Annotated in this window: 17 protein-coding genes and 1 other RNA gene; 5 read left to right on the plus strand and 13 right to left on the minus strand. The window is 36.0% G+C overall.

Annotated elements, in window-relative coordinates; genetic code table 11:
- Nucleotides 1-157: 157 nt before the first annotated feature.
- Nucleotides 158-475 carry a hypothetical protein gene (locus A5889_RS02870; RefSeq protein WP_087640354.1) on the minus strand — a complete coding sequence of 106 codons (318 nt, stop codon included), beginning with the start codon at nucleotides 473-475 and terminating at the stop codon, nucleotides 158-160.
- A gap of 418 nt (nucleotides 476-893) precedes the next feature.
- Between A5889_RS02870 and A5889_RS02875 the strand changes: the two genes are divergently transcribed.
- The 3 genes from A5889_RS02875 (at nucleotide 894) to A5889_RS02885 (ending at nucleotide 3,534) form a co-directional block, all read left to right on the plus strand.
- On the plus strand, nucleotides 894-1,208 hold the full coding sequence (locus A5889_RS02875) for a hypothetical protein (RefSeq protein WP_242585262.1): 315 nt from the start codon (nucleotides 894-896) through the stop codon (nucleotides 1,206-1,208).
- A 444-nt stretch (nucleotides 1,209-1,652) separates the two neighbouring features.
- On the plus strand, nucleotides 1,653-2,567 hold the full coding sequence (locus A5889_RS02880; RefSeq protein WP_207114540.1) for a helix-turn-helix domain-containing protein: 915 nt from the start codon (nucleotides 1,653-1,655) through the stop codon (nucleotides 2,565-2,567).
- 457 nt (nucleotides 2,568-3,024) lie between these two features.
- Nucleotides 3,025-3,534, plus strand: a complete 510-nt coding sequence (locus A5889_RS02885; RefSeq protein WP_087640356.1) for a hypothetical protein — start codon at nucleotides 3,025-3,027, stop codon at nucleotides 3,532-3,534.
- A gap of 412 nt (nucleotides 3,535-3,946) precedes the next feature.
- Here the strand turns inward: A5889_RS02885 and A5889_RS02890 are convergent, their stop codons facing one another.
- Together A5889_RS02890 and A5889_RS02895 are read right to left on the minus strand one after the other, a co-directional pair.
- On the minus strand, nucleotides 3,947-5,167 hold the full coding sequence (locus A5889_RS02890; RefSeq protein WP_087640357.1) for a dicarboxylate/amino acid:cation symporter: 1,221 nt from the start codon (nucleotides 5,165-5,167) through the stop codon (nucleotides 3,947-3,949).
- Nucleotides 5,164-6,009, minus strand: a complete 846-nt coding sequence (locus tag A5889_RS02895) for an isocitrate lyase/PEP mutase family protein (RefSeq protein ID WP_087640358.1) — start codon at nucleotides 6,007-6,009, stop codon at nucleotides 5,164-5,166. The genes A5889_RS02890 and A5889_RS02895 overlap by 4 nt, the downstream gene beginning before the upstream one ends.
- 90 nt (nucleotides 6,010-6,099) lie before the next feature.
- Between A5889_RS02895 and A5889_RS02900 the strand changes: the two genes are divergently transcribed.
- The gene (locus A5889_RS02900; protein ID WP_087640359.1) at nucleotides 6,100-6,825 is read left to right on the plus strand and encodes an ArsR/SmtB family transcription factor; all 726 of its coding nucleotides are present in this window, start codon (nucleotides 6,100-6,102) and stop codon (nucleotides 6,823-6,825) included.
- 146 nt (nucleotides 6,826-6,971) lie between these two features.
- Here the strand turns inward: A5889_RS02900 and ssrA are convergent.
- The 10 genes from ssrA to ptcA all read right to left on the minus strand — a co-directional run bounded on the left by ssrA (nucleotide 6,972) and on the right by ptcA (nucleotide 15,956).
- Nucleotides 6,972-7,338: a transfer-messenger RNA gene (gene ssrA, locus A5889_RS02905) on the minus strand.
- Nucleotides 7,339-7,460: 122 nt separating this feature from the next.
- Complete coding sequence (locus tag A5889_RS02910; protein WP_087640360.1) at nucleotides 7,461-7,787, minus strand: DMT family transporter; 327 nt, start codon at nucleotides 7,785-7,787, stop codon at nucleotides 7,461-7,463.
- Nucleotides 7,788-7,879: 92 nt separating this feature from the next.
- On the minus strand, nucleotides 7,880-8,302 hold the full coding sequence (locus tag A5889_RS02915; RefSeq protein WP_087640361.1) for a VOC family protein: 423 nt from the start codon (nucleotides 8,300-8,302) through the stop codon (nucleotides 7,880-7,882).
- A 74-nt stretch (nucleotides 8,303-8,376) separates the two neighbouring features.
- On the minus strand, nucleotides 8,377-8,856 hold the full coding sequence (locus tag A5889_RS02920) for a GAF domain-containing protein (RefSeq protein ID WP_087640362.1): 480 nt from the start codon (nucleotides 8,854-8,856) through the stop codon (nucleotides 8,377-8,379).
- Between the two features lie 521 nt (nucleotides 8,857-9,377).
- Nucleotides 9,378-10,175 carry a MurR/RpiR family transcriptional regulator gene (locus tag A5889_RS02925; protein WP_087640363.1) on the minus strand — a complete coding sequence of 266 codons (798 nt, stop codon included), beginning with the start codon at nucleotides 10,173-10,175 and terminating at the stop codon, nucleotides 9,378-9,380.
- 11 nt (nucleotides 10,176-10,186) lie between these two features.
- Complete coding sequence (gene aguA / locus A5889_RS02930; RefSeq protein ID WP_087640364.1) at nucleotides 10,187-11,284, minus strand: agmatine deiminase; 1,098 nt, start codon at nucleotides 11,282-11,284, stop codon at nucleotides 10,187-10,189.
- A 112-nt stretch (nucleotides 11,285-11,396) separates the two neighbouring features.
- Nucleotides 11,397-12,335, minus strand: coding sequence for a carbamate kinase (gene arcC / locus A5889_RS02935; RefSeq protein ID WP_087640365.1), 939 nt, complete (start codon nucleotides 12,333-12,335; stop codon nucleotides 11,397-11,399).
- Nucleotides 12,336-12,345: 10 nt separating this feature from the next.
- The gene (aguA, locus tag A5889_RS02940; RefSeq protein WP_087640366.1) at nucleotides 12,346-13,437 is read right to left on the minus strand and encodes an agmatine deiminase; all 1,092 of its coding nucleotides are present in this window, start codon (nucleotides 13,435-13,437) and stop codon (nucleotides 12,346-12,348) included.
- Entirely contained in the window at nucleotides 13,424-14,833 is a 1,410-nt protein-coding gene (locus tag A5889_RS02945; RefSeq protein ID WP_087640367.1) for an APC family permease, read from the minus strand. Before A5889_RS02945 ends, aguA (A5889_RS02940) begins: the two co-directional genes overlap by 14 nt.
- Before the next feature lie 97 nt (nucleotides 14,834-14,930).
- Nucleotides 14,931-15,956, minus strand: a complete 1,026-nt coding sequence (ptcA, locus tag A5889_RS02950) for a putrescine carbamoyltransferase (protein ID WP_207114586.1) — start codon at nucleotides 15,954-15,956, stop codon at nucleotides 14,931-14,933.
- Nucleotides 15,957-16,208: 252 nt separating this feature from the next.
- Between ptcA and A5889_RS02955 the strand changes: the two genes are divergently transcribed.
- Nucleotides 16,209-16,673, plus strand: coding sequence for a DUF3788 family protein (locus A5889_RS02955; RefSeq protein ID WP_087640369.1), 465 nt, complete (start codon nucleotides 16,209-16,211; stop codon nucleotides 16,671-16,673).
- Nucleotides 16,674-16,680 lie beyond the last annotated feature (7 nt).

Here is a 16,680-nt window from a genome sequence, read left to right on the forward strand (position 1 = left end):
TAAAGGAAGTCATAAAAAATTAAAAAAATCTCACCTTCAATTAGAAGATGAGAAAGGAGTTTTACTCATGAGAGTAAATGAAAAAAAGTTTGTTGTTAGGATGTATTCATCTTACTGCCGTAGACAGATTATTTCAAATAATATGCATTCTATTCTTCTAAAAGAAAAAAGCCTCTAAATTGTTGCCTGAGCGCATCACTTTTTCATTAATGTCTTCCTTCCAAACATCAGTAAACCAATCATATTGCATTTGCTTAATAATGATTTTTTTAATTTCTTCTTCTAAGGATGAGCTATCCATCTCTCCACCATAAAATGCTTGCAATGCTTGGAGTGCCTTATCATTGTGATTAGACTCAAAACGATAAATCCGTCCTTGTTCTACATAATAGAACCCATACTGGATAACTACTGCAAAACGCTGATCTTTTTTCTCAAGGAAATCTATAAACTGTTCTGACGTGATCTGCTGCATCTCTTCACAGTCCTTTCAATAAATTATTCTTTGGCTATTCCTTTTTTCTTTATACTTAAGAAAAAGCAGAGGTCAATTTTATGTCAAAGGTGATCTTTCTTGCTTCCTTACTTCAACAAGGATAATTTAAGGAAACTATTCATTGTTTCAAATATCTAATAATCAGCGAACTATTTTACTAAAGTGTCTAAAAATCGATGATTACCAATTTCTATTTCTTACCTTCCTATTTAACCTTGCACTCCAAACATCATAACAAAAAATAATTACGTAAACAATCATCTTCGAACACTTCTTGTTTTACACCCCCTTTATTATTGACATATCCTACATTTTTTCAATACTTTTGTTTATTTTTAACTTCTTTTAGGTATAATAAAAATAACAAGGACAAAAAGATGAATAGGAGTAATTAATGATGGAAAATATAATAAAAGTCTCCACTAAGTTTCACAATACTTGGCTGATCGATGTAAAAAAAGATTCTTTTGCAAAAGAGAATAAGATTCTGTTTGGTGATACACTTCGACTCTCTATTGCTAAAGGTGATTCTTATTATTTTGCCGAAAATATTGCATTGACTTACGAGAAAGAAATTATTTCTAAAGAAACTCCGACAAAGGATGAGCTCCATTTCTTTGAATATATGCGAATGAACAAAGAGAAAACCTTCTCAAACTCATTAGCAGCTAAGTATGGAATACAACAATATATCCAGCCAGCTTCTGCTTAACTCATGATAGATACAAAAAATAATAGCCTCTGATTTACCTCATTCAACAAAAGTAAATCGGAAGCTATTATTCTGCACTTTTTATTTATACACGTTTTTATTTTTTTTTGGTTAATTTTTTGTTTGCAAATTTTTAATACTTTTAGAAATGTCTAAACAAAAGTCTAGGCCCCTCCTGTAACAACATAAATAGAAATACCACTAAATAACACTGCAATTAATGAAATCACCAGCACACCTCCATCTAAATTATTAGAAATCAACGTTTGCAAACAAATAATTTTCCTTAGGTAAAGAATAACAAACAGATAAAAAAAAGGAAAGTAGTAATGTGAAAAAGTGCGAAATTGGCATAAATATCTAAAATAAAAATAATTTTTTTCTTAAAAAATGGAAATAAGCTCATTTTTCATGCTATAATCGCATATGAAAGGGGAGAAACGCTTGAATATCATAGAAACTTTACGTTTTTTCAGACTCAAACTGAAGCTTACTCAAAAAGAAATGATGTCAGAATTCACGGACCCCTCAACCTATTCTAAAATAGAAAGTGGTAAGCGTTCTTTAAAAGTCACTGAACTTGAAGAAATCCTTGAACATACATCGATTAATGCTGAAGAGTTTTTCAGCTTTGCTACTTTTGATAAAAAGCAGCAAGATTTTCGAGAGCTTTTTTACTATTGTGGAGCACATTTAGAAAACAAAAGTACCAAACAAAAACTAATCAATTATTATGTTTTTTTAAAGAATAACAAAAAGAAAACATTGAGAGAAACTTCTAACTATATTGCTATAAAAAATTATTTTTATGCTCATTGGGATGAAATCGAGGAATTAAGTCAAGTTGAAATAACCGATATTTATAATTCTTTATTGACAAAGACTTTCTATGTTCAATATGATTATGTCATTACAGCAAATCTAATTAGATTTTTCAACTCAAAACAAGCAGATTTGCTACTAGCTCGCATGTTTCCGATCAAATTTGAGGAAAAACGGGATTTTACTACGAAAAAATTTGCCTACAATATTCTCATCAATCTAATCTCAATGAGACTCTATGCAAAAGACTATGAGGGCGCTGCAAAATATATTAAATTAGCAAAGAAACAAGATAAGCAAAATGAAAACTACAACTTCAAACTGAACCTTCAATATTTAAGTAATCTTTTAAATTATATTCTTGAAGGTGAACCAGTCTATATGGAACGAGTCTATGACTTCATACATTTACTAGAGAATGCTGGAGATACCTTGCAAGCTGAACAAGTAAAAAAAGAAGTAAAATTATTAACGCATGAACGTGACAGCGAAAAGATGCTTAAAAAATATTCTGTTGGTCTATTCAAAGAAACTTAATACCCTACTATTAAACAAATATCCCACCTTATAAAAGGTGGGATAAGGAGTATTACTCGGATTGAGTAAAATGAAAATACTGTTAGGGTATATTTATAATACTATATAATGTCTAACATTTCAACCCTTTAGTCATTAAATATTTTTTTATTCGATCGAAAACAGGTTAAAATGTATACTACACCTCACTTTACGCTCTTTCCCTCTTCTGAATCTGCATCAGTAACACACTTTCAATATAAAATTCTCAACAAACAATCAAACTAAATAATATAAGTATCTCTTTAATTTCAATTATTTGCGTTTATTCAAGCCTCTAATTTGCTATACTTGGAGTTAACAGACCTTTGGCAACATAATGAATCCTAGATTTGAAATCAAGAAAAAGTAAACATCAAGAAAAACCTGTTACAGCAGATATGATTACTGATAGAAAAATTTGAAAAGGAGTTTTTTTATGAGACGAATATTACGCATTGGGGTTGTTGTTTTATTTGTGCTATTTTTGATTAAGGTGAATAGCGAAGATAATTCTGATATCCAAAAACCTATAGCTAGCAGTGCTGAAAAAACAAAAACCTCCAAACATGATAAACCAACAAAGTTTTCAACTACTTCCGAAGAGCGAGAGAATCCGGAGGTACCCGAAATAACTAACTCAGTCGAAACTGTGCATGTTCCGACTGAGATTGAGAGCCCTTCAACTGAGAATGATCAATCCTTTATGGACGAAGCTAGTGCAGAAGAAGAATTTAAGCGGTTAAAACAAGAATTTTCTGTTTTGATGAAACAAGCTGTTTCTACAGAAGAGCTCGCTCAATTAAAACAAGAATACAATGAAGCCGTTGCTCCTCTTCGTGACTTGGTAAACCCATATAAATTAATTGATAAGCTCAATGAATTTAAATCTTATTTAGAAGAGAAACAAATTCAATTAGAGAATGAACAGACTACTTTACAACAATAATTAGCCTATTTTTACTAACATCTTATAATTGGGGAAAATTATTTGAACTATGCTGACTAAGTACCAGCATAATTTTTTCATGTACTCTCTTTTTGTATTTTAAGTTCATAAGATTTATGATCGGTCTATTTGATGCTATCGAGCTGTATACTTCATGCTTTCCTTTTCAAAAAATAATTCCTCCAGCTATTTCAAAGACCTTTTTGTTCATCTTTCAAAAGACTAGCCGAATCCTAATATCTCAAAAAATGTATAATAAACCTAAATGACACTAATTTATTTAGTAATGTATACTTTGTATATTTAACAAATGAATCAATGAACCCGGTTATACAAACGTAATCAAAAAAGCATTTTTACTAAATAGCATACACAACGAAAGATATATCAGTAAATTTTTGTTTTCTATGAATTATTCATAATTGTTCTTTTTTTGTAGAAGACGATCCACAATAATAGCAGTTGGAATGTTCCCTACAGAATTTAATAGTGTTGCTGGTATATCGAATAGTGTACTCAATAATATAATGATCGAAATCATTTCTGCTGGGAAATGAAAAAGTGAAATTGTTAAAATTGCTGCAGATACACCTCCTCCTGGAACAGTCCCCATTACAATTCCTGATAATATTGCTGTAAAAATCACTAAGGCTAGTGTAGAAGGGTTCATATACTCAATATCACAAAGGCTCAAAATTAATAATATTTTCAACACACTAGCACCTGTTGCACCATCTTTATGGATGTTTGCACCTAAAGGAATGACTGCTCTAGAAACATCCTGATCAATTTCTAACTGGTCACAAGCTTTTAGATTTGCTGGAATACATGCTGAACTTGATGCTGTTGCAATAGCAGTCAGTGCTGGAATTGTACTAAAATTCCAAAATTGTTTTACCTTAGCAAATCCCCCTGAAAAATAAAGAACTATGCTATAGAAAACGCAATAAAAAAAGAGTGAGAAAAAAAGAAAAAGCACAAAAATTTTTGCATAGCTCTTTAATATCGTAGGGCCTGTTTGACTCATGCTATATGAAAAATAGCAACCAAAACCAATCGGAGCAAATTTTATTACTATTGAGATCATTGTGTACAAGAGCTCCGTAGTTAGTGAAAAAAAAGCAATGAACGGAGTTGCTTTAGTCCCTAATTTCCGAATAGCCACCGCGACTAACACGGAAAAAAGCAGCAGCGGTATCATATTCTCAGAATGAAACAATTCAGGGAGATTTTTCACAGAAATCATGTCAATTATTTTTTCTGTGAAAGTCACGTTTTCATTTGTCTGTGGTAAAGTCGTTGAAGTCAAAATATTGTTCGTGTCGATCATTAAAGGAAACAGTAAGCCTAAAAATAGAGCAATAAGACTTGCTGCTAGTGAAAATAGTAAAAAAATAGTCGTACTCAGAAATAGAATATTCCTGGCTTTAGTCATCGTTTTAGTTGAAATAATGGATGTGATAATACTAAAGAAGATCAATGGAGCCACTAAAACATAAAGATAATTCAGATAGATATTTCCTATAGGATAAGTGATTACTGAACTTTCAGGATAGATGACGCCAACGGTTCCTCCAACAATAATGCTTATCAGTAGGAAAAAGGAAGACTTATAGTTTGCAATGTAGGTCATTTTTCTTCACCCATTCCATAGAACTGATTTACAAAATCATAAGATAAACTGTCACTCAGTAACGAGTCAAAATCATTTCTTTTTATTTTATTGCTTTCATTGAATAGATGCTTGATACTATTTCTACTCACTGAGGAGCCTAAACTCACTCTTTTGACCCCTAATTCATTTAATTGATTTATATTTTTCAAATTTTTGCTCAATAAAATATTTATTGGTCCGTTCACCTCTTTTGTCAATCTTTGCAATTCTTCAACGGAAATATTTCCTGGGACAAATACACAATCAGCCCCCCATGAAAGATAGCTATTCAAGCGTTCTATCGTTGCAGATAGTCGGCTCTTTTGCTCACCAATTTGATTCCAGTAGATATCTGTTCTCGCATTGATCAAAAAATCAAGTGCAAATTCTTTTTTTAACTGGTTCAGATATTCAAGCTTACGCTTCATAGATTGCCGATCAGAGATACTTTTGTCGGGTAATCCGTCTTCAATATTGAGCCCCACCGCACCAGCAAGAAGTAATTGTTTGGCATTTTCGTATACCTCTTCAGCATTTTCACTATAACCTCTTTCAAAATCGACCGACAACGGAATGGTAATTTTAGTGGAAATTCGCTGAACTGTCTCTAGTAAAATAGTAAGAGGTAGTTCTTCCCCATCGGAGAATCCATTTGCAAAAGCAACTCCTGCACTAGTGGTAGCCACAGCAGCAAATCCTTTTTGCTCAAAAATTTTTGCTCCCCCAGCATCCCAAATGTTTGGTAAGACAAATAGTCCCTCTTTTCTATGTATTTCTTGAAATTGCTTAGCTTTGTCTCTTTGATTTTGAGTAATAGCCATTCTATTCACTTCTTTCTTCTGATATGATAAGTATAAATTATCATAGAAATACTTTGATGGTGATCGAAGTATAGAAAAGAGTTGAATTGAATGAATGGTATCCCAGATCTTCCAGAAACACTCCAGCTTATTGGTGATCCTACAAGAATAGAACTACTGACAATCCTGATCGATCATCGATACTATACAGTTACAGAGCTCTCAAAACGGACGAAAGTGTCTCTTAGCACAGTCTCATATCACTTGAAAAAGCTCTCTATCATAGGATGGATCGACACTTATAAGCAAGGAAGAAATGTCTACTACGGACTAACAAATGATTCTCTTGCGGCGATCATCGAATCATTAATGACTATTTCCGCTCCGAAGAAAATCAATTCATACAACCAAAAGAAAGAATACTTAGAAATAAAAGAAGCGCGTACTTGTTATTCTCATCTAGCGGGAGAATTGGGTGTGGGACTGTTTGAATTTTTAATAGAAAATCAGTATATAGAAAACAATAATCATGAAGTTAGTATATCCAAGGAGGGGGTAACTTTTTTTAAAGGAATGGGTATCAAAGCACCTGAATCTTTAAACGGAAAACTTTGCATGGATTGGAGTGAAAGAAAATTCCATCTTGCAGGTTCCTTAGGATCAGCACTTTGCTCGGCTTTTTTGCGACAAGGTTGGATCGTAAAATCTACTAAAAATAGAAGCATAACGTTGTCAGCGAGTTCCCCTGAATGGTTGAAATCTATTGATAGAAATCTTAAGCTAATAAAAAATCATGACAAAAGATCGGGCACACAAATGAAGAAAATAGGAGAATGAAGAAAAAGAGAAACAAGAACAAACTGCAGCATTGTTTGCTAATTACGTTGAGTTATAGAAATGGCATTCAACACAAAAAAATAAACAGTAGAAACACTGTACAATCCTTTGTACATCAGCGTTTCTACTGTTTCTCTCCACAAAATTCATGGAGACGGCGGGAGTCGAACCCGCGTCCAAACACATTGCCACTTAAACCTCTACGTTCATAGTACACTCATTTAAAGATTCGCTTTACAGCTTGCCGAGTGACAGGCATTCTGTATCGCTAGTCTGATGATCTCTTCTAAATTTTACAGACGGAAAAAGTTAGCGTATCCCACTTAATTTGAGACCCTTACTCGAGCACATGGGCGATGCCGAGAGGATCTTCACCCGCTGGTTTTACGCAGCTAGAGCGAAAGTATTGTTTTCGTTTTTAGCAGTTATATTTAACTGTAACGTTTTTACGTAGACGTAACCTACGAAACGCAATTCAAGCTCAACTATGCCTGTCGAATCCGTAACGTCCCCGTACAGATTAAAAGCATATGTCATGCTTTCAATAGTATAACATATTTTTTGTTGTCTTAAAAGAGTCAGGCGCTTATCTTCCATCATTCTAATAAAAAGGAATAACAGAATTTTGTATAACATCAATGCCCAGTTCCAAAAACATTGACTAAAACCGTTCCAATGACGATAAATCCTAAACCGATCATTGTTGGTACGTTTAACTGCTCTTTCCAATAAACAACTGAAAAAACCGTGATCATAATGATCCCTATTGCTCCCCAAAGTGCGTACGCCACATTCAATGGCATGTAATTGATGGCTTTTGATAGTGTATAAAAACAGATGGCGTAGGCAATCAAACACGTGATCGAGGGAATAAATTTGGTGAATCCAACTGTAGCTTTCAGTAAATTCGTTGCAAGTACTTCACTGATGATAGCGATCAAAAGATACAAATATCCAATCATTTTTTTCCTCCTAAATAACTTCCATCACTAGTATAACAAAAAAAGACCACTACTAGAAAAAACTAGTAATGATCTTTTAGATAATTGCGCCTTTAGGCTTCCGTATAGCAATTCAACATCCAATTGATGCCAAATTTATCAACGACCATGCCGTATTTTTTAGCCCAAAAGGTTTCTCCTAACGGCATTGTTATGTTTCCGCCTTCAGACAACCGAGCAAAGATACGATCGATTTTCTCCTCATCTTCTGTTGAAACAACTAAAGATACATTGTTTCCTTCAACGAACGTTAAGCCCATCCCATCCGGCACATCTGAAAACATGACGGGTACACCCTCGATCGTCATCGAAGCATTGATGATCAAATCTTTCCATTCCTCAGGTGTAGGATGCTCCGGATCTTCTGGTGCATCCGCAAACGTCATGATCCCGTCATTTTTCACATCAAACACGGTTTCATAAAAAGTGATTGCTTCTGCTGCCTGATTCTTAAAGTTTAAATAGACTTGTAACATGAGTACCATCCTCTCACTATCATTTTGCTCATTATCTCATGCAGAAATGGATTGCGCGAAAATAACGCTCACCTTTATGAAAAATCCGTATCTTTTAATAGCACTTCAACAAATTGTTCTAAATACTCCTGATCGATTGCATCGTATCCTTCTGTTACCGAACTATCTAAGTCTAAAACACCCAGTAATTTACCTTCCTTTACCATTGGCACAACGATTTCCGATTGAGCTGCTGAATCACAAGAGATATAATTCTCATGTTTTTTTACATCATCAACAATGAGGGTTTTTCTATGTTCGGCGGCTTCTCCGCAGACACCTTTCCCCATTTTGATTCTCGTACAGGATACCTTCCCTTGAAATGGCCCTAAAACTAGTTCTTTCCCATCGAATAAATAATAGCCGGCAAACACTGTATTTGGTAACGTTTCTGCAAGTAATGCTGATGAATTGGCTAAGTTTGCGATTTTATCATGTTCAATCTCAATGATGGCTGCTTGTTGTTGCACCAATAGTTTATATGCTGATTCCTTTTCGTCTAAATTATTCCACATTGTAAGTTCCCACCTTTTTTTATCGTTAATGATTTTTTTATTATAACATAGCTCCTCGTGATTTCATCTAGCAAGATGTTCACATTCTTCACTACAATTTCAAACAAGTTCACACTTTTTTCAAATTTTTTTATGTTTGATTTAATCTATTAAAGGTATAGTTTAATCATAGTAAACAACCAATATATTTTGTGGATGAACGTGGTGTTAAAACTCTTTGAGGACTAACGGATGTTTATTCTCGACCGATGAGGTGTAGGTTCGAATCCTACCGTCCACGTACGTGCTGATGATCAGCACTTGATCATAAATGACCTTAATGAAAGGAATGGTGTTTTATGAAAAAAATTTTAGTCACAGGAGCAACGTTGTCTGCACTCTCATTTGCCGCCTATTCATTTTTAAGACATACCCCTAAACATCAACATGACTATGGCAAACTATAAACGAAAAAGTTGTCCTGAACACTCACTGTTCTTGACAACTTTTTTTATTTTGCTACGTGATTCACAAATAATGCGTTATTTGAATACTAAATGATATTCCCCATCCTCTGCATTATCCAGATACTGATACAAGATCAATTCTAAAATGGCAAGCATCGAGATATGCGACGTGATTTCCATTTTATTTAAAAACAGCTCATCTGTAAATACATAGAAATTAACATCACTCATATTTTGAACAACATTATTATCTGCTCCGGTGATCGAAACGAGTAGAGGATGAACCGTATTTTTCAGTTGCTGCATCAGTTTGATCCATTCTTGATCCTTACCTTGATAGGTCAAAATAAAAACCATATCTGTCGATTTGATTTGATTTTGAACAAGAGCCCGCATTGATTGATCCTCTGGAAAAACAACCAAAAATCCTGCTGCTACAAACAAGTATCTCACATACTGCATCAACTGTTTATTCATTCCTTTGGCGAACAAATAAATGATCGGTTTTTTCTTTAAGTACTCTCCAACCACTGCCAAACTCTTTTTATCGATCACACGAACAGATTCGTTGATATTTTTTAAATACTCTTCCCGATAATCTTTTTGTGATACGACGAATGGACTGACTTTTTCTTCTTTGATCTGATTGAGCAGCGTATATTTGATGACTGTGGTGAATTCACTGTAGCCCGAAAAACCTACTTTCCTAACAAATCGCAGAAAAGTAGTCGTCGAAACAAAGCAGTCATCTGCTACTTCCCGAATGCTTTTATTTTTGATTTCGTTCAAGTTTTTGACAACATAATCAAAGAGCAGATGTTCATTTTTCGTTAGTTCTGAAACATGAGGGTTCACTACTTCAAAAAAATCCATCTTCTTCCCTCCTAGCAGGTTTTAGGAATACTTTGTGCGATGCAGTGGATATTACCGCCACCAAGTAAAATTTCACGAGCTGGAACACCGACGACTTTGCGATCTGGATAAAGTTTCTCCAATAATTTCTGTGCTTTATGGTCATTTTTATCATTGAATATGGGATATACGATACCCCCATTCGCTGTATAGTAGCTAACATAGCTTGCAGTCAATCGATCTCCTGGAAAACGCGGCAGCATCCCGTTAACAGGATCCACCCCTTCACTTTCTTCAGTGGTGATATAAATTGGCTCCGGCATTACCATTTTATGGATAACGAGTTTTCTTCCTTTTGCGTCTGTCTCCTGCCGTAATTGTTCATAGGCTGCTTTAGAGATTTCATATTGGGGATCTTCTGTATCTTCAGTCCAAGTTAAAACAAGTTCTCCGGGACGAACAATATTGATCATATTATCTATATCTCCATTGGTTTCATCTAAAAAATACCCTTGTTTGAGCCAAATGATTTTTTCAACATTAAAATAGTCAATCAAAATTGCTTCGATCTCTTCTTTAGAATAGTTCTCATTTCTTCCTTCTGAAAGCAAAACCTCTTCTGTAGTATACAGCGTTCCTTCTCCGTCTAAATGAACAGAACAGCCTTCTAATACAAAGTCTTCTAAACTGTAATAATCCAGCCGCTTAAATTCACACAGCTTTTCAGCGATCAGATCGTCTTGATCCCATGGGAAATATAGTCCGTCCAGCAAGCCGCCCCAAGCATTAAAACGCCAATCCACACCACGAACCTTGCCACTTTTATTCACGACATAGATTGGACCATAATCCTTGATCCAGGCATCATTATTACTCATTTCCATCACACGGATAAAATTTGGCAACAGCTGACGTGCATTTTTGTATTGTTTCGCTGAAACCAGCATCGTTACTGGTTCAAATTGAGCAATTGCTTTTGCGACAGCAGCATATGCTTTTTGCGCTGGTTTGCCGCCATTCCGCCAATTGTCTGCACGTTCTGGCCAAATCATATATGTTTCTTCATGCCGTTCGTATTCTGCTGGTGCCCAAAAACCGTCTTCTTTAGGATTGCTAGTCGTTAATTTCATCAATGCTGCACTCCTTTTCATTTCATAAATTGCTGTTTTATGTAAACGATATATTTTTAATATATCAGAAAAAAAGAGTAGACACTAGTTTTTGTTCTACTCTTTTTTTCAACTAGGCTGTAATGATCGTACCCGTTTCTTCTTCTAATAGATTTTTGATATTTTCAAGAGAAGTGATTACTGCTTTGCCGTTTTTACTCTCTTTTATAAACGCAATTGCTGCTTGAACTTTCGGCAGCATACTGCCAGGAGCAAATTGTTGTTGCTGAATGTATTCTTCCATTTGCGTAACCGTTACCTTCGTCAAATCAGCTTGGTTCGGCTGATTGAAATTGATACTGACATGATCTACTCCAGTCAGTATCACCAGCATATCTGCATGAACCAAAGCGGCGATTTTCTCAGAGGCAAAGTCCTTATCGATCACAGCCTCAACACCTTCATAAACGCCATTTTTCATGACGACTGGAATACCGCCTCCGCCACCTGCAATTGTCACGATGCCATTTTCGACCAATTGTTTGATCACTGCATATTCAACAATATCGACAGGCGTTGGTGAAGGGACCACCTTGCGATAGCCTCTACCCGCATCCTCTACATATGTTGCTTGTGTTTGCTCTTTTTCAGCATCCATTTCAGCTTTACTCAAAAATGGACCAATCGGTTTGCTTGGTGCTTGAAAAGCGGGGTCTGTTTCACTCACAACAACTTGTGTTAAAATCGTTGCTGCTGGTTTTGAAATTTTTCTTTTTTTCAGTTCATCCACCAAAGCATTTTCTAACCAGTAGCCGATACTTCCTTGTGTCATTGCTACCGCAGTATCCAGTGGCATAGCTGGATTTTTTTCTGTAGCGCCTAGTTGTTGCTGTAATAATAAATTACCGACCTGCGGACCATTCCCATGTGAAATGATCAATTCATGACCAGCTTCTATAAAATCTGCTAAATAGTGTGCTGTTTTGGCTAAAGCTTCTTGCTGAGCTTTAGCACTCGCATCAGTGGTCAAAATAGCGTTCCCGCCTAAAGCAACGACGATTCTTTTTGTCATTTGTTCTACCTCACTTCGGAACTTGTTGAGTAATACAGTGAATATTGCCCCCGCCTAGGAGAATTTCGCGTGCAGGAACTCCAACGATTTTTCTATCTGGATATAATTCTTGTAGTAAATTTAAAGCTTTTTCATCATTTGGATCACCAAATGTTGGAACGACCACTCCACCATTCGCTGTATAATAATTGGCATAGCTGGCAGCCAAACGATCTCCTTTTTCTCTAGGCAATGTTCCAGCGACTGCATCAACACCTAAACTTTCTTCTTCTGTAATCAAGATCGGTTTTGGCACGTGTAATTTATGCACTACCAACTTGCGGCCTTTCGCGTCTGTTTCATTTTCTAAAATTTCCAAGCATTCTTTTGAGATGTCATATTGCGGATCATTTTCGTCATCTGTCCAAGCTAATACAACTTCACCAGGCTTGACGATATTGATGATATTGTCGACATGCCCGTTCGTTTCATCCAAATATATTCCACGTTTTAGCCAAATGATTTTTTCTAAAGAAAGATATTCTTTTAAAACCTGTTCGATTTGTTCTTTTGATAACTGCGGATTTCTACCTTCTGAGAGCAAGCATTCTTCCGTCGTGATCAGAGTTCCTTCACCATCTACATGAATCGAGCCGCCTTCTAATACAAAATCATTTAGACGATAACGGTCTTTCCATTCGATCTCACATATCTTTTGGGCAACTTGATCATCTTTATCCCATGGAAAATACAAGCCGTCTACTAATCCACCCCAGGAATTGAATGTCCAATCAACCCCGCGCACTTCTCCTTCGTCATTTTTGACAAAGGTCGGTCCACAATCACGAACCCAAGCATCATCATTGGCAATTTCAACGACACGAACTTCTTCCGGGAGCATATGGCGGGCGTTATCATATTGTTCAGCCGATACGCCAACGGTTACAGGTTCAAATTCGCTGATTGCTACTGCTACGTCAACAAAGACCTTTTGTGCTGGTTTACCGCCATTGCGCCAGTTATCCGGACGTTCCGGCCATAAAATGTAAACACCTTGATGCGCTTCAAATTCTCCCGGCATACGAAAACCATCTTTTTTTGGTGAACTATCAATTGTTTTCATGCTCTAAACTCTCCTTTTGCTGATTTTGTTTTATCATCTGCTTTTTGTTGTATTCTTTATCGCCTAAACGGATACAGCATTCGCCAATAAGTGCTGCTGCGACAGTCCCGATCAAAATAGGGATCTTCTCACTAAACTCACTACTTGATAAAGGAATCGTAGAGAAAAATAACGTGATCACTAATAAAACTAAAGGAACATATGCCATGATCTTTAATAGAACTGGACCGCCAGGCACTTTAAATGGACGTTCTTTGTTCGGATCTATTTTCCGCAATTTTAAAAATGCCGGAAACATCATAATGTAAGATAGTAAAAGCGCGACCACATTTAAGGCAAAGAAAGCCCAGAATATATTTTCATTTGGAATAAATGGCGCTGCGATAACTAAAATAGAGGCAACAATGCCATTGATCACAGAAGCACCAACAGGCATGTCATTTTTAGGATTTTCTTTTGCAAAAACTTTAGGCATATCATGATTTTTTGCCGCATAGAACGCTACATAATTTACCCCTAAAGCCCATGAGATCAAATTTGCCGCTAATGTATACATAAACAATATCCCGATTATGATAACAAACGGGTTGATCCCTCCGACCAACAAAATGAAGCTGTCGATCAAACCACCTGAGGTTGATAACTGATCCGCTGGAACCGCAGCACCCATACCAAATGCAGCGAATAGATAAAAGAAAGCAATCAGGATTCCACCGTAAATAATCGCTTGAGGAATTTGCTTTTTAGGATTTTCCATATCACTAGCCAGAGTCGTCACAACTTCAAATCCTAAAAAGTTAAATAGGATGACTGAAATGAAGCTTAAGCTATTTAGATCGAATGTTGGCAACAACGCTTTGCCGGAAAAATCATTGGCCATGCCTTTTGTTACAGCATGATAAATACCTAAAATACCTAAACAAACCATGATCGCAACTTTTGCAAATGCAGCGATATTTAAGATCCATTTGCTATCACTGACCGGGTAACAACTGATCAAGGTAACTAACCAAATAAAAATCAATTGACCGATGATCAATGCTGGTGTTCCAAGATTCAATCCAAAAATTTGAACCATGACCTCTGTAAAAAGAACCGCAAGGCTTGCCATCCAAATTGGAAAATTGATCCAATAAAACCAAGCAACGCGAGCGCCCCAGCGGCGTCCAAATGCCATTTTTACCCAGTCATAAATACCTCCATCTCCTGTATAGGTCGTTCCCAACTCAGCGGAGATCAAACCATAAGGAAGGAAAAACAAAATCAACAGAATTCCCCACCAAAAAAATTGTGATGAGCCTATAGCTGCTGCTGGTGCAGCGGATTCAACGACTAAAATAACTACAACAGCCATTAGAACTGCGTCAAACAACCGAAATTTCTTTTTTTCTTTCATGTTTTGTACGCACCTTTCATTAAAGCGGCTGGAAAAAAAGCACGGCACGGTTCAAAAAAGGCGTCATCCCATGCTTTTTTCTTGCCATTACTTCAGATCATTTAGCAACAACAGCATTTCTTAACATCAATTCGAATTCAGCATCATAGTGAGCCGCAACTGCTTCACCTGCATAATTTAAATAAGGATTTAAGAAATAAACAAGTAATGCCCGCATCGCAGTCAAACGATTTTCTGCTTCATCCAGTACAACAGAGTACGGTGCATCTAACACTTCATCTGTGACTTCTTCTCCTCTAGTCGCAGGCAAACAATGTAGAAATTTCACATGAGGTGCAGCTAACTCGATCAATTCTTTATTGACTTGATATTTCGGATAGAATGCTGCCATCCGTTCTTCTTCTGATAGCTCAGCTTCATATAAGCCATACCATACATCTGTATAAATAAAATCAGCATCCTTCATTGCTTCTTTGGCATCCTCTGTAATCAAGACACTTCCGCCAGACACAGCAGCATTTTCACGGCCAATTGCTAATGTTTCTTCTTTGATTTGGAAGCCTTTTGGTCCAAATTGAACAAAGTCCATCCCCATCTTTGTTGCCATAAACATCGTTGATACACATACTTGCGTCGCATCTCCCACAAAAACGATTTTACAATCGCTTAATGTTTTACCTGCTGGTAAATATTCTGTCATAGTGATGATATCTCCCAATTCCTGCGTAGGATGATTATAATCGCTCATGCCATTAATAACTGGAATGCTGGCATCTTTGGCTAAATCTACGATCGTATGATGACGTTCTACTCGAGCCATCAAAATATCAACTAAACGTGATAACACACGTGCTGTATCACCTAAAGATTCATGACCGCCAAGCTGGATTTGTCCGGGCGCTAAATACTGGGCATGACCGCCGAGCTGTGTCATTGCTGTTTCAAATGATACTCTTGTCCGTGTAGAAGATTGTTCAAAAATCATTCCTAATGTTTTATCTTTTAATAATGGCGGATAATAACCATTTTTGATCGATTCTTTCAATTTTAAGCCTAACTGGATCAGATAATCGATTTCTGCTTTCGTAAAATCATTTGTGTCTACAAAATCTCTTTTTTTCATCATCTTGTTTTCCACCAATCTTTTCTTGATTTTTTGTCGGCTACTCGAGTATTCCTTTTGACGAGTTAATCATAACGCCTGGAAAATAATTTTTAAAGCGTTTTCGAAGTTCTTGATAAAGTCAAAAGCAGCATGTATCTTGTTCCATTTTACGTAACACGTTACATGTAAGATCAACCAAAGAAATATACTTTTTTTATTTTGACCATGCTATACTTTAATTAAATCAAGTGAAGACGAGGAGGAAATGCGATGACTGAAAAGGCACAACAATTATTAAGAGTTCCTGAAATACGACCATCGGACGATCTTATTTCTGAGGGACTTGGTCATTCCTTTGATGTTTATGTTAGGTTTCTCGAAGACTTAAAAGAGTATCAGATTTCATTGATGAAGTGGCGTTATTATAATGATGGAAAAGCTTGGTTATCTAAGGGTGAGTATAAATGGATAAGCACGCGAGGAAACGAAAAAGTGAAGCCTATTTTTTGGTTATCTATCTGGGATGGCTTTTTTAAAGTGTCATTTTTCTTTTCTGAAAAAATTCGAGCTCAGTTGGTCGCTCTACCTTTATCAGAACAAACCAAAGAATTGATCAACAATACAGAACCTAACGGAAAAAAAATGCAGTATCTTTCGCTAATTTTCGATGTTACAGAATGTTCACAGCTCAAAGATATTTATGTATTGGCAGAATTTAGAAAAGAACATATATAGAAAAAAA

The sequence above is a fragment of the Enterococcus sp. 9D6_DIV0238 genome (assembly GCF_002174455.2).
GTDB classification, from domain to species: Bacteria; Bacillota; Bacilli; order Lactobacillales; family Enterococcaceae; genus Enterococcus_L; species Enterococcus_L dunnyi.